Below are 22,863 nucleotides of genomic sequence, written 5' to 3' on the forward strand. Positions count from 1 at the left end.
TAACTATTTGACATTTGGCTATTAAGTATTGAATTGTGACTATTATAATTAAAATTTGACTATTATCTTAAAATTAATGGCTATTATCGCTACTTTTTTGGCTATTATCCCATCCCATCACACACCCCTCGCGAACCACTGCACAACAAATAAACCTAAAAAACAGCAGGGCTCCCGATTCTTGGAATGCACCTGCTGCTGGAAAATCAATAATTATTTAATATTATAGAAAGACTTTAAACCTTCAAAGCGTGCTGTTGCACCAAGTTGGTCTTCGATGCGTAATAATTGGTTGTATTTCGCCACGCGGTCTGTACGTGAAGGAGCACCCGTTTTAATTTGGCCAGCGTTAGTTGCGATTGCGATATCAGCAATTGTAGTATCTTCAGATTCGCCTGAACGGTGAGAGATAACTGCTGTATAGCCCGCGCGTTGAGCCATTTCGATTGCTTCAAATGTTTCAGTTAATGTACCAATTTGGTTAACTTTAACTAAAATTGAGTTCCCAACACCTTGCTCAATACCTTGAGAAAGTTTCGCTGTGTTTGTAACGAATAAATCGTCCCCTACTAATTGAACGCGGTTACCGATACGCTCAGTTAATAATTTGTGACCAGCCCAGTCATTTTCATCTAAGCCGTCTTCGATTGAGATGATTGGGTATTTTGACGTTAACTCTTCGTACCAAGCAACCATTTCTTCAGATGTCTTTTCTACGCCTTCACCAGCTAAAACGTATTTACCTGTTTCTTTGTTGTACAGCTCAGAAGATGCCACGTCTAAAGCGATGCGGATTTCTTCGCCCATTTTGTAGCCAGCTTTTTCTACTGCTTCGATGATTACAGTGATTGCTTCTTCATTTGAACCTAAGTTTGGTGCGAAACCACCTTCGTCACCTACAGCTGTGTTGTAGCCTTTTGCTTTTAATACTGCTTTTAAGTTATGGAAAATTTCAGCGCCCATACGTAATGCTTCTTTGAATGATTTTGCCCCTACTGGCATAATCATGAACTCTTGCACGTCTACGTTGTTGTCTGCGTGCTCACCACCGTTGATGATGTTCATCATTGGTACTGGTAATTGTTTTGAGTTGAAGCCACCTAAGTATTGGTATAAAGGAACATCTAAATAGTCAGCTGCTGCGTGTGCTACTGCCATCGATACACCAAGGATTGCGTTGGCTCCTAATTTACCTTTGTTGTCTGTGCCGTCAAGCTCGATTAACGCTTGGTCGACTACTACTTGATCTAATACAGAGTATTGACCTTCTAATTCTTCAGCGATAATTGTGTTTACATTTTCTACTGCTTTTTCAACACCCTTACCTAAGTAACGGCCTTTGTCTCCATCGCGTAATTCTACGGCTTCATATTCACCAGTTGATGCACCAGATGGTACGATGGCACGACCGAAAGCACCTGATTCTGTGAATACTTCTACTTCTACTGTTGGGTTACCGCGAGAGTCTAACACTTCACGAGCATATACTTGAGTAATGAATGGCATAATAAAAAACTCCTCTGTAATTAAATTTAGATGGTATTGTAAAACTTGAACTATTTATATAATCAACCGCACGAAAGCTATTCTTCGTTTGGCATAATTAACGATTTTCCTGTCATTTCAGCAGGCTGTGCAATTTGCATTAAATCAAGCATTGTTGGCGCTAAATCTGCTAAAATTCCGTCTTCATGTAACTTTACACCTGGCTTTGTTACGATGACTGGTACTGGATTGGTTGTATGGGCTGTCATTGGTTGATCATCTACTGTCACAACCTCATCTGAATTCCCGTGATCGGCGGTAATAATCGCTTGACCGCCCTTTGCTAGGATCGCATCAACAACGCGACCTAAGCATTCATCTACCGCCTCGATTGCTTTAATCGTTGGCGCGAGCATTCCTGAATGCCCTACCATGTCAGGATTTGCGAAGTTTAAAATAATGCCGTCAAATTTATCCGCTGCAATCGCGGCAAGCAAGGCATCCGTTACTTCATAGGCACTCATTTCTGGCTTTAAGTCATAGGTTGCTACTTTCGGTGAGGCGATTAAAATACGCTCCTCGCCTGCAAATGTTTCCTCACGACCACCACTCATAAAGAATGTTACATGCGGATACTTTTCCGTTTCGGCAATACGTAACTGCGTTTTACCCGCTTTTGAAATGACTTCCCCAACGGTATTGATTAAGTTGTCATTTTCAAATGCCACATCTGCGACAACATCATCACTATAATGCGTGAATGACACGAATTTTATGTTTTTCGGATGCTTTTCAGATAATGGCATCGCGTCAAACGCTTCATTCGTAAACACTGTGGATAATTGAATCGCACGGTCTGGGCGGAAATTAAAGAAGATGACCGCATCATTTGTATCCACTGTCGCCACTGGTGCGCCTTCTTCTGTTAGGACAAATGGAATGACAAACTCATCATTTACTTCACGCTCATAGGAAGACTCTACACCCGCATAAGCTGTTGCTGCCGTTTGACCAACACCGTCCACTAATGCGTTGTATGTTAAGCTAACGCGCTCCCAGCGTTTGTCGCGGTCCATCGCATAATAACGACCATGAATCGAAGCAAATTTACCAATACCGATTTCTGTCATTTGCTTTTCCGTTTCTAAAATATAGTCACGTGCCGTTGTTGGACCAACATCACGACCATCTAAGAAACCGTGGACATATACTTCTTTTAAACCTTTTGCCTTTGCTAATTTTAAGAGGGCAAATAGGTGCTCGTAATGGCTATGTACCCCACCATCTGAAAGTAAGCCCATTAAGTGTAATTTGGATCCGTGTTTTTTCGCATGCTCTACTGCTGCTAAAAACTTTTCATTGCGGAAGAAATCACCTTCACGAATCGATTTATGAATACGTGTTAAGCTTTGATACACAATGCGACCTGCACCAATATTTAAGTGCCCAACTTCAGAGTTCCCCATTTGACCATCTGGTAGACCTACCGCTTCACCACTTGCTGTAAGTGTTGCATGTGGGTAACTACTCCAATAACGGTCAAAGTTTGGTTTGTTCGCTTGTGCGACAGCATTGCCTTTCACTTCTTCACGAAAGGCAAAACCATCTAAAATAATGAGTGCTACGGGTTGTTTAGGCATTTGCTGCCGCCTCCAATAATTTCATAAATGACGCAGGTTGTAAGCTTGCACCGCCAACTAATGCACCATCAATATGTTCTTTTGCTAATAATTCTTCAATATTTTCTGGCTTGACACTGCCGCCGTACTGAATACGTACTTTGTCAGCTGTGTCTTTACCATATAAGCTTTCGACTACTGCTCGAATCGAACCACAAACTGCGTTAGCATCATCTGCTGTTGCTGTTTTGCCTGTTCCGATTGCCCAAATTGGTTCGTAGGCAATGACTATATGCTCTACTTCAGCCGCTGCAAAGCCTTCTAACGCTTTCGTCATTTGCCCCGCAACCTTACTTTCTGTAGAACCCGCCTCACGCTCTTCTAATGTTTCACCACAGCAAATAATTGGCACGATGCCATGATTTAAGGCTGCACGTACTTTTTTATTTACGGCATCATCTGTTTCGTTAAATAGCTCACGGCGCTCTGAATGCCCTAAAATGACATAGTCTACATGGATGTTTGACAGCATGGCTGGGCTAATTTCGCCTGTAAATGCACCCTCATCTTCAAAGTGCATGTTTTGGGCACCGATTGCTAAAGATGAGTCCTCTGCCGCTACCACTAATGTTGGTAAATAAAGTGCTGGTGCACAAATAACAGCATCCACCTTATCTGGAGAAGGAATCGCTTGCTGAATTTCTTCAACAAAGTCAACCGCCTCATCAAATGTTTTATACATTTTCCAGTTTCCTGCTACGATTGGTTTACGCATTCAAGAATTCCCCCTATTTGTCATTTAGTGCTACAATGCCCGGTAATGCTTTGCCTTCCATTAACTCTAATGAAGCACCGCCACCTGTTGAGATGTGATCCATTTTGCCAGCTACTTCGAATTTTTCTACTGCTGCTGCTGAGTCACCGCCACCGATAATTGTGTAGCCCTCTGTTACTGCCATCGCATCAGCCACTGTTTTTGTACCGTTTGCGAATTTTTCCATTTCGAATACACCCATTGGTCCGTTCCAAATGATTAATTTTGATGCTTTGATTACTTCCGCATAATTTTCAGCCGTTTTTGGACCGATATCAAGTCCCATCCAATCAGAAGGAATCGCATCGATTGCGACTACTTGTGTTTCTGCATCTTTTGAGAATTCGTTTGCGACTACTGCATCAACTGGCATGTGTAACTGAACACCTTTTGCTTTTGCTTGTTCGATGAAGCTTTTTGCTAATTCAATTTTATCTTCTTCTAATAAAGATTTACCGATGTCATGACCCATTGCTTTTACGAATGTGAAGACTAAGCCCCCACCGATAATTAAGTGATCTACTTTATCTAATAAGTTTTCGATGACGCCGATTTTATCTTTAACTTTCGCACCACCAATAATGGCTGTGAATGGACGCTCTGGGTTGGATAATGCTTTACCAAGTACGTCTAATTCTTTTTCCATTAATAAGCCTGATACTGCTGGAACAAATTTCGCAATTCCTTCTGTTGAAGCATGTGCACGGTGAGCTGCGCCGAACGCATCATTAATATACAGGTCTGCTAATTTAGCAAACTCTTGTGCTAATGCTGCATCATTTTTCTCTTCCCCTTTATGGAAGCGTACATTTTCAAGAAGGACAATATCGCCGTCTTGCATGTTATTTACTGCTGCTTCAACTGCTGCGCCAATCGATTCGTCTAGCTTTGTAACGGGCTTGTTCATCAGTTCTGCTAAGCGAGTACCTACAGCTGTTAAACGCATCTCTTCGTTCACTTCACCTTTTGGACGGCCAAGGTGTGAAGCTAAGATTACTTTTGCACCTGCATTTACTAATTGCTCAATTGTTGGGATTGCTGCACGAATACGCGTTTCGTCAGTAATTTTCCCCGCCTCCATCGGCACATTGAAATCCACACGTACAAATACGCGCTTCCCTTTTACATCTATATCATTCATTGACTTCTTTAAAAACATAAAGATAATCCTCCTTCAGTTTTGATTTTAGTAATCGTTATGAGTTAATCATACTTGTTAATCTTAGAAAAGCACATTTCACGCAAATATGGCGAGAAATGATATCTTTTTTTATGTGGATTTCCTTGAAAATTTTATATTTCCCTATCTACCAAGTTAAATAGTATCAAAATTCAGCAGTACTGTCTTGCATGGCCCTTATCGTTTTTCAGAAAAAAAGAGCGGTTCGGGTACTTATGATTCCCTGCCGCTCTTTACCCTTATATATTATAAGTCGTTCTGAAATTAAAGGCTATACTTTTTATGACGAATAACCTATATTATGTCACACTTTTTCTTTAATTTTTAAAAAGTATGTCACATTTAACGATTACGCTTTGTCAATTCCTTGATCTGCAATGTATAAGGCTAAGTCCATTAAACGTGTTGAGTAACCGATTTCGTTGTCATACCAAGAAACCACTTTAACCATGCGACCTTCCATTACCATTGTTGATAAGCCATCAATTGTTGAAGATGCTGGGTTCCCGTTGTAATCAATTGATACAAGTGGTAACTCATTGTACGCTAAAATTCCTTTTAACTCGCCTTCTGAAGCTGCTTTTAATGCACCATTTACATCTTCTAATGTTACATCTGTGTTTAACTCTGCCACTAGGTCAACACATGATACGTTCGGTGTTGGGACACGCATCGAGAAGCCGTCTAGTTTTCCTTTTAATTGTGGTAATACTTTTGATACGGCCACTGCTGCTCCTGTTGTCGTAGGAATCATGGATACCGCGCCTGCACGTGCACGACGTGGGTCAGCATGCGGGAAGTCAAGGATGCGTTGGTCGTTTGTGTATGAGTGAATTGTCGTCATCATGCCGCGTTTAATGCCGAATTTTTCGTCTAATACCTTGGCTAGTGGTGCTAAACAGTTTGTTGTACAAGAAGCGTTTGAAATCACGTTTTCGGATGGGCTGTAATCCGTGTGGTTAACACCCATTACATAAGTTGGCATTTCACCTTTTGCAGGTGCTGAAAGAATCGCCTTTTTCGCACCAGCTTCGATATGCTTCGAAACTTCTTCCAATGAACGCCATTTCCCTGTACATTCTAAAACAACATCTACACCTAGCTCACCCCATGGTAATTTAGCTGGGTCTTTTTCAGAAAACACTTGAATACGTTTACCGTTAACAATAAATGCGTTTTCTTCTGCTTGTACATCTGCATCGTAAACGCCATGTACAGAGTCATATTTTAAAAGATGTGCTAATTGACCAGCGTCTGTTAAATCATTTACTGCAACTACTTCAAATTCCTCATGCTTCATCGCTTCACGGAATACTAAACGTCCGATTCGTCCAAATCCATTAATTGCTAACTGTAAAACCATGTGTAATTCCTCCAATATGTTATTTATTTAAACAGTATGGTGTATCACCATACGTTTTAAAAAACTATTTCATTTCGCAAGGATTGCATTTGCGGTTTGTTCATCCGTAATTAGGATTGTTTGTGCCACTGTATTTTTAAAATACGCTTGAATCGCTGGCGCTTTATTATGTCCTGCTGCTATTGCAAGTACATGTCGTGCCTGATTCACCTGCTCAAGCTGAATACCAATCGTCCGTATATGATGCACGATGTCTCCTTGCTCGTTGAAGTAATAGCCAAACGCTTCCCCAACAGCGCCCTTTTCATCAAGTGCTTGCTGCTCTAACGGAGAACTATTTCGACGCTGGGCCATTTCGTTTGCTGCACCGATTCCATGAACAACAATATTTACTTGTTCATAATGTGCAATCATTTCTTGAATAATTGGCTCTTGTTTCATCGCTTCATGAGCCTGTGCACTTAAATGCTCTGGTAAAAACAGTGTGCGATACGTTGCGCCCGTCTTTTTCGCGAATTTTGCAACGATTGTATTGGCTTGGAATGTCATTTCATCGCCCATACCACCACGCGCTGCTAGAAATTCGACTTCGCTTAGTACCGTATTTGGCACTAAATATTCTTTTAAGGAGGCAACACTACTTCCACCCGTAACAGCAATCTTATCTTTACTTTGCGCAATTTTCAGCAGGATTTGTGCAGCTTCCTTGCCAAGCAACTGTTTCACCGTAACATCTGACTCGACATCTCCCGAAACAATGACCACACGGCTAATTCCAAACTTGTGAGCTAGCTGCTGTTCTTTCGCAACAATACCTGATAATTCACGATACAACTCTGAAAGCTGTTCTAATACTACATAACCCGTTGGCGAACAAATCATACCTTTTTTTTGAACAGATATAAGTTGCTGTTCACTAAGTATCGTGATTTCATTCCGTACATCTCGCTCGGTCATATGAAGTTGCTCTGCCAATGCACGTCTTCCAACTGGACCAAATGTCGCAAGCGTCTGTAAAATTCGAAAGCGCTTTTGAAATAAAGCATCGATTTCAGGCATCAATTTGCGCTCCGCTTCAAAAAATGTCACATTGTCCAAAAAATCACCTACTCTTACTTAAGGGACTATTTTTGTCCCACCGAATTATTTTTAGTCCCACATGGAGCAAAAAAAATAATTTGTGCCTTCATTGTAAAATAAATCCCATAAAATTGCAACTGATTTTTCGTTATTTCGAGCATCCTCTTGCAAATTACGCTAAATGATTAGTCATTTAGCGCATCGAATAATGTGACATAATCCAATTGCCCGTATTGAATGACTTTCCCATCCTTTTCAACAACCGGTATCATGAGCATATATTTTTCGTGCAATTCATCATGCTCTTCTATATTGAATTGTTCAATCGTAAAAGAAATGTCATCCTGTACGATTTTTAAAGTATGTAAGCCTTCGATGCAAAGCTCGCAGTTTGGACGAGAATAAAATTTTACAAGCACTGTAGCATTCTCCTTTCTCTATTATAAAATATATAACGTTTACATAAGCTTTTTTCAACTAAAAAGCAGCCCGTCTTGTGTATACGAGCCGCTTTTTTAATACTTATTCACACGAACGGCTATCAAAACTTTCTGCCCGCGCCGCCTCCGGATGATCCACCTCCACCAAAGCCGCCGAAGCCACCTGTTGAACTGCCGCCACCGCCAAAGCCGCCACCAAAACTACCTGGGAAACCACCCTGTCGGTAAACTCTACGTGCCATGCGTCGGCGTCCACCCGGGCCACCGCCTCCACCATATTTTGTAATGAAGAAATAGACAATGACAATGAAAATAATAAAACCTATCGAAATTTCTCCATCATCATTCGCTGAAACAGGCTTTACGAAATCCGCGCCACTTGTATCGCCCCCCATTTCTTCATAAAACTGCCAAAAGATATTAGCGAATGCATTTGTATAATCACCATTAACTAAATATGGCTTCATATACGTATCAATCATCTCACCTAGTAACCCATCTGGATAATCCCCTTCAAGTCCATCCCCAACCGATATCCAAACATCATTTTTTCCCGTTCCTTGATTTGTTGTCGCAAAAATGAGCATGCCATTATCAGCTTCTGCGTCACCAATTCCCCATTTTCGGATTGTTTCTGTCCCAAATTCATATGGTGCTAATCCACCGATCGTATCAATGGTCATCATCACAATCACGTTTCCCGTGGAGCCTTCAAGTGCTTTCGCTGCTTGAATTAAATTTTGTTCAACATCAGCAGAGATTACATTCCCATAATCATGAACATAGGAATTATATGCCGGCTTTTGCGGAATGGCTGCCAATACTTGCATCGGCAGTATTGTAAACAACAAAATCAGCACAGCCATTTTTTTCATGTATCCGTCCCCCTTTAGAAGCGACAATCTGAAGTGCCGCTTATAGATTTTTTGAACATAACGGCAACATGATGCCTAGAATGTTTAGTCATCACTACCAAAATCAATGGTTGGCGATTCTTCTACACCTTCTTTAATTTCGAAATAGTCTTTTTTCTCAAAGCCGAACATGCCCGCAATGATATTACCAGGGAAGCGACGGACATCATTATTAAATGTTTGGACTGTTTCGTTATAATCTTTACGTGCCACCGCCAAACGATTTTCAGTACCAGCAAGCTCATCCATTAAACGTGTAAATTGGACATCCGCCTTTAACTCTGGATAGTTCTCTACGATGACTAATAAACGTGACAATGCAGAAGATAAATCATTACTCGCATCCGCTGTTTCTTCTACTGTATTGGCATTTCCATATTCCGTGCGTGCATTAGCAATTTGTGTAAACACTTCTTCCTCATGTTCTGCATAGCCCTTTACCGTATTTACTAAATTAGGAATTAAATCAAATCTTCGTTGTAATTGGTTTTCTACTTGCGCCCATGTAGCATCTACCTTTTCCTCACCTGTTACGAGGCCATTATATTTTGGCACCATCATAACTGCTGCAATAACTACAATTGCTACAATGGCAATGAGCGCAATCAATAGCGCACTTCCTTTTTGATTTTTTACATACATTACGAACACCCTCTCCTTAAAAAATGCGTATAAAATTTTTATTATTCCTCACAATAAGAACGTACGAAATTTCTTAAATTGGAGGTTTATTAATGTTTACCCAATCATCACAATCTCAAGACAATCAAATGCCCTTTTCTCAGAACCACGGTGCCCACGAACTGCTTGACGTTCACGAAGTACTAAGTACCATGATTGCTGGCTTAAACCAATTTGTGCTACTGCGTGACCATGTACAAGATAGCGAGCTCTTAAATATTATGGATCGTCAGTACGCATTCATGCTCGACGAATATAATATTACAATGGAAGCCTATAAAACTGGGCATGACCCGCAGCATCCTACCCGTAGCTACAATATGCAAATGGGCAATGATACAAATTATGGCATGACAGCAGGCGCCCCGAAAAAGCCAATGACTTCGGCAAATGAAATAAATGATGCGGTCATTTCAGGCTTCATGCTCGGCTGTCATAAAGCAGGGGCAAAAGGAAAAACGGCTGCTGCGCTTGAAACAACTAATCCAGTCGTACGCAGAGTTTTACAGGACTCTGTCGCTAACTGTATCGAAATGGCTTACGAAGTTTCACTTTATGAAAACAAAAAAGGCATTTACCAAGTACCACAGTTATCCGAACAAGATATGAATATCATGCTGAACATGTATGGACAAGCAGAGAAAGCAAAAAATATGCCAAACTAAATTCCTCAGCATACCAATATATTACGGATGAAATAAGCAAATGTTTCTTATTTCTCTCAAAATGCAAAAGGAGCATGCGCCATTATTTTGTGCGCATGCTCTTCTTATTAAACGAAGCAATTTTTTATCTCACTTATTCAATTGCTCATATAGCTTAGACGAAAAATACTTTCTCGTCTCTGCCATTTTAATATGCAAAATTAATTCATCTTTCGTATCTACATTCATAAAAGTTACATATGCACCTTCTAAATCTTCGCTAATATTGGTGAAAATGTAGTTTTGCGCTAGTAGTTGATCAATTTGCTGCATTTCCTTTTCGACAAACTGAAATTCTGACATAACCCCACCTCTTCACTATTTTATTCTGTAGAAACCGTTGATGGAACGCTAATTGGTTCTGCTTCCACATCAATTTCCCAACTGCGCCCCGTTGTAATTCCTAAATAGTCTTCATCACTTGGATTGATAATTTCAGCTTGTGGATATTTTTTGAACCACCAATACTTTGCTAATATAAAGTAAATGACCGCCCCTACAAAAAAGCCGATTAATGAAGAATACGCTGGCCAGATATTTGCGATTAACCCACCAATAATCCAAGCAATAATCCCTGCTAAATTTACACCTTTTAAATAACGATATTGCCCATTCGTTTCATATAAGTCATTTACATTCACACGACGTTTTCGAAGTAAATAATAATCCGCAAATAAAATACCGACAATAGAAGATAAAATTCCACCAACAATTAGGAGCACGCTATTTAAAATATCGAACAAGCTCCATGGTTGAACAATCGTACCAACAATCCCTGCAATTATTACCCCTACCCAGAAAGGCACTTTTGGTCCTCCGATATTCGAAAAGATGGTCGCTGCTGGAATGACGTTCGCAGAAGTATTTGTCGACCATTGTGCTAAGACAATCATCGATAATAGCATAACAAGTACAACCCCACCTGCCGCTTGTTGAAGGGCATTAATTGGATCACCGGAACCTACCGACATATAACATACCGCGCCGATAACAACCATTAGCGTATTAAAAATAGGTTGAATAACAAGAGAACCTAATAATTGCGCTTTATTTCGTTTGAACCAGTTACGCTCATTTTTCGGCGCTTTAAGGTGGCGAGATAATGTGGGCATATCAGCAGCCAGTGTCGCCCAGAAGCCCATAACCGCCGTCGCAATGACCATAAATGCGGTAAATTGTTCAAAGCCTGTTTGCGGAGCTTCCACCCAAGACCATACTGCCTTCCCTTGCGCCTTTGCTTCAGCAGATAATTGTAAATACATCCAAATCGAGATGAAGATAATGATTGGCGCTGCGAAATCTGCAAAGCGCTCGATTGACTTAATCCCCAATGACACATTTAGCAATTGTAGCCCGGCAAATACGATGAAGCACACAAACCAATTGTCAAAGCCTACTAAAATATTTAAAATTCCATTGATTGCCGCTGCTCCAAAATACGTATTAATCCCAAACCAACAAGAAGCAGTAAATGCACGGGCAAATGATGGGAAATGAGTCCCAATCGTCCCAAATGGCGCCCGCATATAAACTGGAAACGATAAGCCATGCTCTACACCGATATCACCGATAATCACCATAAATATTCCGATCAATATAGAACCAACCAATGTCGCCAGTATTAGCAAAGGCATACTCAAGTTAATAATGCCTCCAGCACCAATTGCGAAGGCAGCTAAAACAATGGCCATTCCCACCCAAATTACGCCAAATCCTACCATCCCAATACTACGATTTTCATATTTAATCGGTAGTAAATCAGGGGACTTTAAATAATTGTCACTTGAATTTTTGGATTTTGACATACGACACCCCATCTTTAATTAGATTTCACAAAACGAATTAACGGACAACATTTGAATTATTTGCGCTGAAACCTGCAAGTAATGATTGTCTTTCATTCCATGTCATAGGTGCTTGGGTATGCGGCAATTCCTTCATCGTAATTGCCCCCTCTGCCGGACAAACGATGGAGCATAAATTACAGCCCACGCAGTCCTCTTCTCGAACCTTTAGCATTGGACGCCCATTTTCCGAATACAAGTCGATGCATTGATGAGAAGTATCTTCGCAAGCTATATGACATTTATTGCAATTAATACAGATGTCATTATTAATTTCTGCGACTACCTTGTAATTTAAGTCTAAATCCCCCCAATCAGAATATTTCGGAACCGTCTTTCCAACTAAATCCATTACTGAAGCTAAGCCTTTATCATCTAGATAATTACTTAAGCCATCAATCATATCTTCCACAATACTAAATCCATGATGCATGGCCGCTGTACAAATTTGCACGCTTGTAGAACCCATCAATATAAACTCCGCTGCATCTTGCCAATTCGATATGCCACCAATGCCTGAAATCGGCACGTTGATAAACGGGTTTCTAGCACATTCCCCGACCATATTTAGTGCAATCGGTTTAACAGCCGGGCCACAATAGCCACCGTGCGCCCCTTTATTTCCGACATGTGGGATTGTGTTCCAAGAGTTTAAATCCACTCCAGCTAAACTATTAATCGTATTAATCATACTTATGGCGTCTGCACCACCACGAACTGCCGCTTCTGCTGTTACCGTAATATCTGTAATATTTGGTGTTAATTTCACGATTACCGGTACTTCCGCATATTCCTTTGCCCAATACGTTTGCTTTTCTACAAGCTCTGGCACCTGCCCTGAAGCAGCACCCATTCCACGTTCTGCCATTCCATGTGGGCACCCAAAATTCAATTCAAAGCCATCGACGCCGACATCCTGTACTTTCTTCACGATTTCATGCCATTTTTCGGCCTTTGGTTCCACCATTAACGACGCAATAATCGCATGATTCGGAAATCGTTTCTTTGTTTCATAAATTTCTTTTAAATTCACTTCTAAGGGACGGTCTGTAATTAACTCAATATTGTTAAAGCCTGCCACCTTTTGTCCATTAAAACTAACCGCTGCAAAACGGGATGAAACGTTTAAGATTGGATCACCTAATGTTTTCCATACCGCGCCACCCCAGCCTGCCTCAAACGCCCTTTGCACCTGGTAGCCTGAGTTCGTTGGTGGTGCGGATGCTAGCCAAAATGGATTCGGTGACTTAATACCTGCGAAATTAATCGATAAATCTGCCATTTGTATACCCCCTATGCAATTTCTGATTTTGCGTTCAGTTCATTATGAATGACGTATGCCGAATCTTTTCCTTGCTGTGCCGCGGATACGACCGTTGCTTCTCCATAGCCATTGCCGTAAATCACGTCACCACAAGCATAAATTTTCGGATTCGATGTTTTTAAACTATTCATGTCTACATCAATCACACCACGCGTATGCGCTAATCCTAAATGCTCAATCAGCTCATAATGCTTCGTTTGACCAATCGCTCGAATGACTGCATCCGTTTCAATGACAAATTCAGAGTTCGGAATTTCCGTTAACTTTCCTTTTCCATTTTCAATATCCGTTAACTTCATTTTTACACATTCTATCCCAATGACTTGACCGTTTTCATTGCCAATAATTCGTTTAGGTAATGATAACCATCTGAATTCCACGCCGTCCTGCTTGGCAAATTCATATTCAAAATCATAGGCCGTCATTTCTTTTGACGTACGTCGGTAAACAATTTGCACTTGCTCTGCGCCTAAACGGACCGAGCAAGTTGCAGCATCGATTGCTGTATTTCCAGCACCAATGACAACTACTTTTTTCCCTACTACCTTATCCGTAAATATTGCCTTCGATTCTTTCACAAAATCAATCGCATCATATACGCCCTCTAAGTTTTCACCTTCAATACCTAGCATCGGTACTTTCCCCATCCCAACCGCTACGATAATGCGATCAAAATTGGCAAGGAGCTCATCTACGAGCACGTCTTCTCCTATTTTTGTGCTTGTTTTTATTTCCACACCTAAGTTTTGGACTTGCTGCACTTCCCACTCTACGACATCCTGTGGTAAACGGAAGGAAACGATTCCGTAGTAATTTAATCCCCCTGCTTTTTCATCTGCTTCGTAAATCGTTATGGCATAGCCTAATAACGCCAATTCTCGCGCGGCAGATAATCCTGCTGGGCCACTTCCAATAATCGCTATTTTCTTACCATTCGCCGGCTGTGGTGTGAATAGTTTCACACCCGATTCACGTAACCAATCGGTTGCATAGCGTTGCAAATGACCAATTTGAATGGGTTTTTCCTCACTATTTAATACACAAGCTCCCTCACAAAGCTCGATTGTGGGACAAACCCGCGCACAACTGGCACCTACAGGATTTGACTCCATAATGACACGCGCAGAGCCCTTCATATTATTCGAAGCAATTTTCTTTATAAAGCTTGGGATATTAATGCTCGTTGGACAGGCTTGAATACAAGGCGCATCGTAGCAATATAAACAGCGATTTGCTTCAACCGTTGCCGTATACGTTGTTAAACCACCAAACATTTCTTCAAAGTTTTTGGATAAATCAGTACTCATTTTCATAACAATCCTCTCTCCAGTGTGATTTGTTATTACTTGTCTAGTAGAATCAATACCTATGAAGATACTTTTGTTGTGTTCTTTACTTCTCGTCGGATGTACTTGCCACTTCCAAGCTTCCCTACGAATTTTTTCTCTTTAATGACGTATTCCCCACGCACTAAAACACTGATTGGTTCACCTGTTACTTCAAGCCCTTCAAATGCGTTATAATCCACATTCATATGATGGGTTTCCGCTGAAATCGTACGCTTTACAGTTGGATCAAATAAAACAATATCCGCATCTGAGCCAATCGCAATCGTGCCCTTTTGCGGGAATAGGCCAAAAATCTTTGCCGACTGTGTAGCAATCATATCGACAAATTCATTGATGGTAATTCGCCCTTTTTCTACACCTTCCGAATATAATACCGAGAAGCGATCCTCTATAAACGGCCCGCCATTTGGAATCTTTGAAAAGTCATCTTTTCCTAATGATTTTTTGCCATTAAAGCTGAATGAACATTGATCTGAACCAATTGTTTGTAATTGCTTCGCCTTCAATGCATTCCATAATACTTCCTGATGCGCTTTCGGGCGTAAAGGTGGTGACCATACATACTTAGCCCCTTCAAAATCTGGCTTCGCTAATGCGGATTGATCCAATACTAAATAAGGTGGGCATGTTTCACCTAAGACATTGTAGCCTTTATTGCGCGCTGCAATAATTTCATCGACTGCTTCTTTACATGTAACATGTACAACATACAATTGTGCTCCCGCTAAATTAGCAAGCTCAATCGCACGTTTTGTCGCCTCTCCCTCGACTTCTGGCGGACGTGTTAATGCATGGTAAATTGGCTCCGTATTGCCCTTCGCCTTTGCCTCTTCTACGAGCTCATCAATAACTGACCCATTTTCACAATGCACCATCACCGTTGCCCCTAGCTCTTTTCCAACTTTAAAGGCTTGGAATAATGTACGATCTGTTGCCTGAAATTCCTTGGCATACGCTAAAAATACCTTGATGGAGTTAATGCCACCTCGTTCTAGCGCCTCCGGTAATTCCTTTAAACGTTGCTCATTTAAATCACCAATCATTAGATGGAAGCCGTAGTCAATAACCGCCTTGTCTTTTGATTTGCTATGCCATGTATCAATGGCATCCATTAAAGTAGGAGAACCCGCACTAATACAGAAGTCAATAATGGTCGTCGTTCCCCCATAGGCTGCTGCAATTGTCCCCGACGCCCAATCATCATCGGTAACGGTATTATTAAAAGGCATGTCTAAATGGGTATGCGGGTCAATGCCACCCGGAAAAATAAACTTTCCTGATGCATCCACAATTTCCGCATCTGCTGCTTGAATGCTCGGCGCAATTTGCGTAATCACCCCGCCCTCAATCAATAAATCTGCTTTATACGTATCAGCAGCCGTTACAATCGTTCCTCCAGTGACAATCTTCTTCATAATTTCTCCTCCCGTTTCCTAAAATTATTTAGCAAAAACTCTCTTTTAAAATTGATACAATAGCATAATACAAAATTTTCCGACTATTAAAGGCGTATTTATTCTATTCTATTTACTTATGAAAAAAGTTTCGATAATATCCATATGTCGATAAAATTGAGGTAAATGAATGTGCAAATAACTTATGTGGAAAAGCGTACTACCAAACTATTTTTAGTAAATACAATTTCATAGAATGTGGGAATGTTGATTGGTATTTTTGGAATATTATTCATTTTATAAAATGAATGATTGCATTTTAATATACATTGCGTAAGGTGTTTTATACAAAATTGTGGACAAATTGTAAAAATCACAAAAACAAAGGAGCCATTTCAATATTACTTATTCACAATGTAATAAAGCATGCTCCTTGTTTTATCCGTCTATTTAGTTATTGCTAGGGAAGGCAAAGGTAGACTCTATTTTTTCTGTTACTTCAAGCCAGCGCTCTGAAATCGTCTTCGTCTTTGTGAAGAAGCGGGCTTGATCTGGTCCAAACATATGACCTTCACCGAATCGAGAGCCTTTAAATCCAGCAAAGTTATGATAACCTACTGGAATTGGAATTGGGACATTCACGCCAACCATTCCTACATCAATTTCGGTTGTAAACTTGCGTGCAGCTGCACCGTCATTCGTAAAGATTGTGACACCATTTGCGAGTTCCTGCGAGTTAATGACAGCAATTGCTTCTGCCAACGAGGCTACGCGCACCACATTTCGAGCGGGACCGAATACTTCCAATTCGAAAATATCCATATCGGTTGTAATATTATCTAATAATGTAGGGCCGACAAAATAACCATTTGCATTTTCCGCCATGTTTAATGTACGCCCATCATTGACAACCGTTGCCCCTTGCTGCTCCGCACGATCAATCGCTTTTAAAATCCCCTCTTTGGATTCTTTTGAAATGACCGGTCCAAAATCTGTTCCTTCTTCGGTATAACTGCCGACTTTCAATCGACTAATTTTGTCTTTTAAAATCGCTACTAATTTATTTGCAGTTTCTTCACCAACCGGCATAATTGTCGAAATGGCCATACAGCGTTGAGAAGCTGCTCCATAGGCTGCCCCAATAAATGCGTTAGCTACTTGCTCTAAATCTGCATCGGGCATGACGACCATATTGTTTTTACCACCGCCAAGTGCGGTTACACGCTTTCCATATTTCGCACCAGTCTCGTAAATATATTTTGCTACCGGTGTTGAACCTACAAAGGAAATGGCTTGCACAGCTGGGTTTTCTAATAGCTCATTGACGGCCTCTTTACTCCCATTAATCACTGTCCAAATACCATCTGGTAAGCCTGCCTTTTTCCATAATTCACTGACAAATAATGCAGTCATCGGCACTTTTTCAGATGCCTTTAAAATAACGGCATTTCCAACAGCTACAGCCATTGAAGTTTGCGCTAACGGAACCATAATTGGAAAGTTAAATGGTGAAATCGCCGCAACAACCCCTAAAGGATATTTTGCCGAGTAGGAATTAATTTGACCGCCAACATTAACCGAATACTCCCCTTTCATTAAGTGAGGCGCTCCAATCGCTAAATCAACGGATTCCAATCCACGAATAATTTCACCACGCGCATCTTCTAATGTTTTTCCGCTTTCTGTGCATATAATATTCAGTAATTGCTCGATATTTTCTGTTAGGAGCTGACGAAAACGCATGATGACTTCTACACGCTTTGCAACGGCTACATCACGCCATGCTGGAAATGCCGCTTTAGCCGCAGCAATGGCCTCACTTGTTTCCTCAGCAGTTGCAAGTGGTACCTCTGCAATCACTTCACCCGTTGATGGATTGTAGACATTGGCATAATGACCGCTTTTCCCTTCTACTAATTGCCCATTAATAAAATGCGTTAATTTTTTTACTGAAACCGCTTCTGTCATATGAGAAATTCCTCCCTTTACTTAATGCTATTTACAGCTTCGATCACTGTGTTGGCAATAAAATTCATTTCTTCAAACGTAATTGAAAGTGGTGGTGATAAGGTTAATACATTATTGAAATCGGCAACTGTCACACCATTTTTTCCAATTATTAAGCCCTTTCCCTTACAATAAGCAATGACGGCATTTACTTTATGAATAGTTAATGGTTTTTTTGTCGCCTTATCTTCCACAAGCTCAATTCCTACTAATAAGCCCTTCCCGCGAATATCCCCAACATATGGATGTTCCTGTAAATTAGCCTGTAAGCATTGCATCAGCTCTGTACCTAGCTTTACAGATTGCTCAAATAAATGTTCACGTTCCATAATTTCGATATTTTTTAAAGCAACTGAGCATGCCACTGGTGAGCCGCCAAATGTATTGACATGACGCAAAAACTCGTAGTCTCCATTGCTAGCGAATTGTTCATAGATTTCACGACGTACAGCTGTAGCAGATAATGGCATATAGGCACTCGTCAGCCCTTTAGCCATCGTCACGATATCTGGTTGAATATCGTAATTTTGGAAGCCAAAAGCCTTACCTGTACGGCCAAAGCCACAAATGACTTCATCAACAATGAGTAATGTACCGTGCTTTTCGCAGACTTCTTTTACACCTTTTAAGTAAGCATCATTCGGGACAATGACACCGCCACCCGTAATGATTGGCTCCATAATAACGGCAGCCACTGTTTCCGGCATTTCCCACGTTATCGTTTGATCGATTGTCTGGACACTTGGTAATGTCGTTGGATCATTATTTTGCACTTCTTCAGGATGTCGATATTGATCGGGTGGCGCAACATGTAGGAAGCCCGGTGCAAGTGGCTCATATTTATATTTTCGTTGCGCTTGCCCTGTTGCTGCAAGTGAGCCCATTGTATTGCCGTGGTATGCCCGGTAACGAGCGATAATCTTATAACGATGGGTTTCCCCTTTTTGCTGGTAATATTGACGTGCGATTTTAAATGCTACTTCATTGGCCTCCGAACCGCTATTCGAATAAAAGACAACATAGTCATTGCCTAATAATTCACTAATTTTTTGACTTAATAAAATGGACGGCGTGTGCCCATAAGAAAGGGGTGTATAGGAGTTTTTAAGCATCTGTTCGTATGCTACTTCTGCCATTTCCTTACGCCCATACCCAATATTTGTACACCAAAGTCCTGCCATCGCATCTAAATATTTATTGCCATCAATATCTGTCAACCAAGCACCATTGGCTTGCTCGACAATGAAGGTTGCTTCAGGATTATAAGGTTTCATCGAATGCCAGACATATTTTTCATCATTTGCTTTCCAGTTATACTCAACTGATTGACTCATGAACATCCCTCCTAAATTTCTAAACGTATATTCATTTTCGCTTATTCCATTTAGGAGGGCACTATACATTGTGTAAAACAATTATTTCCTCGCATTTCACATTTAGCTCATTCTTTCGTTCCAACAAACGTTTGCTTTGTCATCAATAGCATCATTTCAAGGCATAAACGATTTTCATAGTTCATAAAATCACTGCCAATAATTTGTTCAATTTTTTCAAGGCGATGATACAGCGTTTGGCGCACGATAAATAATTTTTCAGCCGTCTCCTTTTTTAACCCATGACATTGTAAATACATATTTAAGGTTTGGATTAGATTACTATTATGCTTGCGATCATACCGTCGTAGCTTTTCTACTTTTTCATTGGCCATATGCATCAGTATGGAATTATTTTGTAATACCTTCACCATATGATAAAGTGTCAGGTCATCATAAAAATAAGAGAGCTTCATATTTTTCATCCGTATTTGTAAGGCATCCTGTGCTGTTTGATAGCTTTCCGTTAGCTCATTATAGTTGTACACATATTTTCCTACCGCAATTAAAGTATCAAGCCGATATTGATTAATAATTTCATTCATTGCACGTTTCATACGTTCCTTATACGTATTTTCTTGCAATAAATCACTTAGTATGAAAATCAAATAATGCGACTGCTCGACAATAAATGTATAGAACCCCTCCTTTTGTAACGCCTGGCGCAAGTTCATTTTATAGCTGGTTAAATCGTTCTTAATGTTTTCCTTTCGTAGTTGATGAATCATGACAAGCCAGCCATTTTTCGTTAAGTTATGATCGATCTCCTCTAAAAAATAGCCCATTTCCTCATCGCTATTTCGTCCTTCTAGCCATTTTTCGAAAAATTTACGATGCTCACTTTCGAGCTTTTCTTCAATATATAAATCTCTTAAAACAAATTGGGATAATGTGACGACCGTACGATCCAAAATTAAACTATCCAAATCCGTAATCTCTCTTTTTTCCGAATAAATATAGACCGTGCCATATGCTTGATCAAATAAATTCAATTCCTTGCTAGCACGATACTTATCGCCTAAACCTAAAATGCATTCTTTTGAATTTTCAGTCTTTTTATCCGGAATGGAGAGGCTTGACCCTTTATTTACTTCAAAAAATACATTGACCTGTAAATATTTTTGCATATATTGAAGAATTTTTACTTTGTCGGTTACTTTTAACACATAATGATTAATTTTTTGGGAGTAATCTTCTAGCTGCTTTAATACATCGTATTGATGATGAATAATGACCGTATGTAAATCCTGTGTAATTTCAACAAACGGCACAATTTCCTCAAAAACAATGATTGGGAAGCTTAATTGGTTAGCTAGCTTACGAACACTTTCAGGTATTTCCTTTACATACATACCAAGCTCCACACAAAGCCCTGCCACATCTAAATCGCTCAATTGCTGAATAAATTGAAGAAATCCTTGCTCGTTATCCTTTAATACGACTCCAGTTGTCAGCAATAATTCATTGCCCTTTATTAATTGCCTCACATCGGTAACTTCCATGATGTGTATCCATTTAATGACACGATTTAATCCGGTATTGCCTGCAACTACTCTGGAACATTCGAAATATTTCCGCTGTAACACTTCCTGAACCGTTAACATGCATGGCCCCCCTCATAATTAACAAATTGTATATGCTTTTATTGTAATATTTTACATTATGTATATACAAATATATTTTATCCGAATGCTATAGTGAAAATATCTTGCTAACTTTAAAGGGGGTTACACAATGTTGAAAACGAATCGTGAACGACTGAAAAATAATATAGAGTTATTTAGTCAGATTGGAGCTACTGACAATAATGGCGTCACACGTTTAAGTCTTTCTGCGGAAGATATTCTGGCGCGCGACAAATTTAAAGCGAAGTGCGAACAGCTTGGCATGATTGTTACAGTGGATGATATGGGCACAATGTATGCAACGCTTCCTAGTCAAACAGATAACTTACCAATCGTGATGGGCTCCCACTTAGATTCCGTTATTAAAGGCGGGCGCTTTGACGGCGTGCTTGGCGTATTAACCGCTTTAGAAGCAGTGGAAACGATTATCGATGCCAATATTGAACTAAATCATCCTTTAACCATTGTAAACTTTACAAATGAAGAAGGCGCCCGTTTTGAGCCTTCACTTATGGCTTCTGGCGTGCTTTCAGGAAAATTTGACAAGGCGAAAATGCTCGCTTCCACCGATCCCCAAGGCACTACATTTGAACAAGCTTTAGAGACAAGTGGCTATAAAGGCGAAGAAGCCAATCGCCTTACCGAAGCGCATGCCTACTTGGAACTTCATATTGAACAAGGCCCTGTATTAGAGCATTACAACAAGGAAATTGGGGTTGTAGAAGGTGTTCTTGGGATGGTCTGTTATGACATTACGTTAACTGGCGAATCCAATCATGCAGGTACCACTCCGATTTCGATGCGTAAGGACAGTATGTTTGCCGCGATGCAAATTATTTCGATCCTACAAAATAAATTAAAGCAGCTTCCTAAGAATCTCGTCTATACGATTGGTCGAATCAATGCCTATCCGAATATTCACACCGTCATTCCAAGTCATGTCACGTTCTCATTAGAATCCCGCCATCAAGACCCTACTGTTATTCAACAAGTGGAGCAAATTATCTTTGATTTACCAAAGGAAATTGAAAATTGTCAGCTTGCCTATACGAAATTATGGAATCGCGATACGGTTTATTTTGCACCTGACATCATTCAGGCAGTTGCAGCAAGTACTGAAGAATTAGGCTATTCTCAACACCGGATGTTTAGTGGGGCTGGTCATGATGCACAGTTCATCGCACAATATATCCCGTCTACTATGATTTTCGTCCCAAGTGTAAAAGGCTATAGCCACCGCGAAGATGAATTAACTTCCTATGAGGACTGCTCAAAAGGGGCCGATGTGCTCGTAAATGCTGTTCTAAAAGTAGCCAATTATAGCGTTTCACAAGCAAATTCAGCCAATGCCCTATAAGCTATCCCAACAATCCGTCCTGCCCAATATGACAAGACGGATTTTTTTACGCAAAAAAAAAAACGATTTCGTCAGCATCATGCTTTTGAAACCGTTTTGAGATTTTCATATTATTGGTTTAAATAAATTGTTATTGGAAAGAATGAATTAGGGATAAAAAAGAAACGGTACAGTGAATCTTTTTTATCCCAGTAAAACTTCATTCTTCGTTGTAAAAAAGTAAAACGACCATTTCTCTTTTACAACAGCTATTAAAAGTATATTAAAACAGTAAAATGGTGCCCATGAAAGGACATGATAATAAATGCTA

General features: G+C 40.3%; 19 protein-coding genes. 2 read left to right on the forward strand and 17 right to left on the reverse strand.

Annotated features, from left to right (window positions below; genetic code table 11):
• Nucleotides 1-213 precede the first annotated feature (213 nt).
• From eno to MKX47_RS16000, 9 genes are all read right to left on the reverse strand, one after another.
• Nucleotides 214-1,506, reverse strand: coding sequence for a phosphopyruvate hydratase (gene eno, locus MKX47_RS15960; RefSeq protein WP_340776115.1), 1,293 nt, complete (start codon nt 1,504-1,506; stop codon nt 214-216).
• Between the two features lie 77 nt (nt 1,507-1,583).
• On the reverse strand, nt 1,584-3,125 hold the full coding sequence (gpmI, locus tag MKX47_RS15965) for a 2,3-bisphosphoglycerate-independent phosphoglycerate mutase (protein ID WP_340776119.1): 1,542 nt from the start codon (nt 3,123-3,125) through the stop codon (nt 1,584-1,586).
• Nucleotides 3,118-3,879: a triose-phosphate isomerase gene (gene tpiA / locus MKX47_RS15970; RefSeq protein ID WP_340776123.1), complete on the reverse strand. Its 762-nt coding sequence runs from the start codon at nt 3,877-3,879 to the stop codon at nt 3,118-3,120. Before tpiA ends, gpmI begins: the two co-directional genes overlap by 8 nt.
• A 13-nt stretch (nt 3,880-3,892) precedes the next feature.
• Nucleotides 3,893-5,077, reverse strand: coding sequence for a phosphoglycerate kinase (locus MKX47_RS15975; RefSeq protein ID WP_340776126.1), 1,185 nt, complete (start codon nt 5,075-5,077; stop codon nt 3,893-3,895).
• A 370-nt stretch (nt 5,078-5,447) separates the two neighbouring features.
• Nucleotides 5,448-6,461 carry a type I glyceraldehyde-3-phosphate dehydrogenase gene (gap, locus tag MKX47_RS15980; protein WP_340776129.1) on the reverse strand — a complete coding sequence of 338 codons (1,014 nt, stop codon included), beginning with the start codon at nt 6,459-6,461 and terminating at the stop codon, nt 5,448-5,450.
• Nucleotides 6,462-6,530: 69 nt separating this feature from the next.
• Nucleotides 6,531-7,550 carry a sugar-binding transcriptional regulator gene (locus MKX47_RS15985; RefSeq protein WP_340777848.1) on the reverse strand — a complete coding sequence of 340 codons (1,020 nt, stop codon included), beginning with the start codon at nt 7,548-7,550 and terminating at the stop codon, nt 6,531-6,533.
• Between the two features lie 176 nt (nt 7,551-7,726).
• Nucleotides 7,727-7,960: a glutaredoxin family protein gene (locus MKX47_RS15990; protein WP_340776132.1), complete on the reverse strand. Its 234-nt coding sequence runs from the start codon at nt 7,958-7,960 to the stop codon at nt 7,727-7,729.
• Nucleotides 7,961-8,082: 122 nt separating this feature from the next.
• Nucleotides 8,083-8,856 (reverse strand): TPM domain-containing protein, encoded by a 774-nt coding sequence (locus MKX47_RS15995; RefSeq protein ID WP_340776134.1) that lies wholly within the window; start codon nt 8,854-8,856, stop codon nt 8,083-8,085.
• Nucleotides 8,857-8,940: 84 nt separating this feature from the next.
• Nucleotides 8,941-9,537, reverse strand: coding sequence for a LemA family protein (locus tag MKX47_RS16000; protein ID WP_340776138.1), 597 nt, complete (start codon nt 9,535-9,537; stop codon nt 8,941-8,943).
• A gap of 92 nt (nt 9,538-9,629) precedes the next feature.
• Here MKX47_RS16000 and MKX47_RS16005 point away from each other — a divergent pair, with 92 nt between their 5' ends.
• On the forward strand, nt 9,630-10,241 hold the full coding sequence (locus MKX47_RS16005; RefSeq protein ID WP_340776141.1) for a spore coat protein: 612 nt from the start codon (nt 9,630-9,632) through the stop codon (nt 10,239-10,241).
• Nucleotides 10,242-10,370: 129 nt separating this feature from the next.
• Here the strand turns inward: MKX47_RS16005 and MKX47_RS16010 are convergent, their stop codons facing one another.
• The 8 genes from MKX47_RS16010 to MKX47_RS16045 all read right to left on the reverse strand — a co-directional run bounded on the left by MKX47_RS16010 (nt 10,371) and on the right by MKX47_RS16045 (nt 21,175).
• A complete protein-coding gene (locus tag MKX47_RS16010; protein ID WP_340776143.1) occupies nt 10,371-10,583 on the reverse strand; it encodes a hypothetical protein in 213 nt (70 codons plus the stop codon).
• 20 nt (nt 10,584-10,603) lie between these two features.
• Nucleotides 10,604-12,085, reverse strand: a complete 1,482-nt coding sequence (locus tag MKX47_RS16015) for an NCS1 family transporter (protein ID WP_340776146.1) — start codon at nt 12,083-12,085, stop codon at nt 10,604-10,606.
• Nucleotides 12,086-12,122: 37 nt separating this feature from the next.
• A complete protein-coding gene (gene preA / locus MKX47_RS16020) occupies nt 12,123-13,406 on the reverse strand; it encodes an NAD-dependent dihydropyrimidine dehydrogenase subunit PreA (RefSeq protein WP_340776149.1) in 1,284 nt (427 codons plus the stop codon).
• An 11-nt stretch (nt 13,407-13,417) separates the two neighbouring features.
• Complete coding sequence (locus tag MKX47_RS16025) at nt 13,418-14,755, reverse strand: NAD(P)-dependent oxidoreductase (RefSeq protein WP_340777851.1); 1,338 nt, start codon at nt 14,753-14,755, stop codon at nt 13,418-13,420.
• Nucleotides 14,756-14,814: 59 nt separating this feature from the next.
• A complete protein-coding gene (hydA, locus tag MKX47_RS16030; protein WP_340776152.1) occupies nt 14,815-16,212 on the reverse strand; it encodes a dihydropyrimidinase in 1,398 nt (465 codons plus the stop codon).
• Between the two features lie 429 nt (nt 16,213-16,641).
• Nucleotides 16,642-18,159: a CoA-acylating methylmalonate-semialdehyde dehydrogenase gene (locus MKX47_RS16035; RefSeq protein ID WP_340776155.1), complete on the reverse strand. Its 1,518-nt coding sequence runs from the start codon at nt 18,157-18,159 to the stop codon at nt 16,642-16,644.
• Between the two features lie 17 nt (nt 18,160-18,176).
• Nucleotides 18,177-19,532, reverse strand: a complete 1,356-nt coding sequence (locus tag MKX47_RS16040; protein WP_340776158.1) for an aspartate aminotransferase family protein — start codon at nt 19,530-19,532, stop codon at nt 18,177-18,179.
• Nucleotides 19,533-19,639: 107 nt separating this feature from the next.
• Nucleotides 19,640-21,175: a PucR family transcriptional regulator gene (locus tag MKX47_RS16045; protein WP_340776161.1), complete on the reverse strand. Its 1,536-nt coding sequence runs from the start codon at nt 21,173-21,175 to the stop codon at nt 19,640-19,642.
• 130 nt (nt 21,176-21,305) lie between these two features.
• On the opposite strand from MKX47_RS16045, the gene MKX47_RS16050 reads away from it, so the two are divergent.
• On the forward strand, nt 21,306-22,553 hold the full coding sequence (locus MKX47_RS16050; RefSeq protein WP_340776164.1) for a Zn-dependent hydrolase: 1,248 nt from the start codon (nt 21,306-21,308) through the stop codon (nt 22,551-22,553).
• The last annotated feature ends 310 nt before the right edge of the window (nt 22,554-22,863 follow it).

The sequence above is a fragment of the Solibacillus sp. FSL R7-0668 genome (assembly GCF_038006205.1).
In the GTDB taxonomy this organism is placed as follows: domain Bacteria; phylum Bacillota; class Bacilli; order Bacillales_A; family Planococcaceae; genus Solibacillus.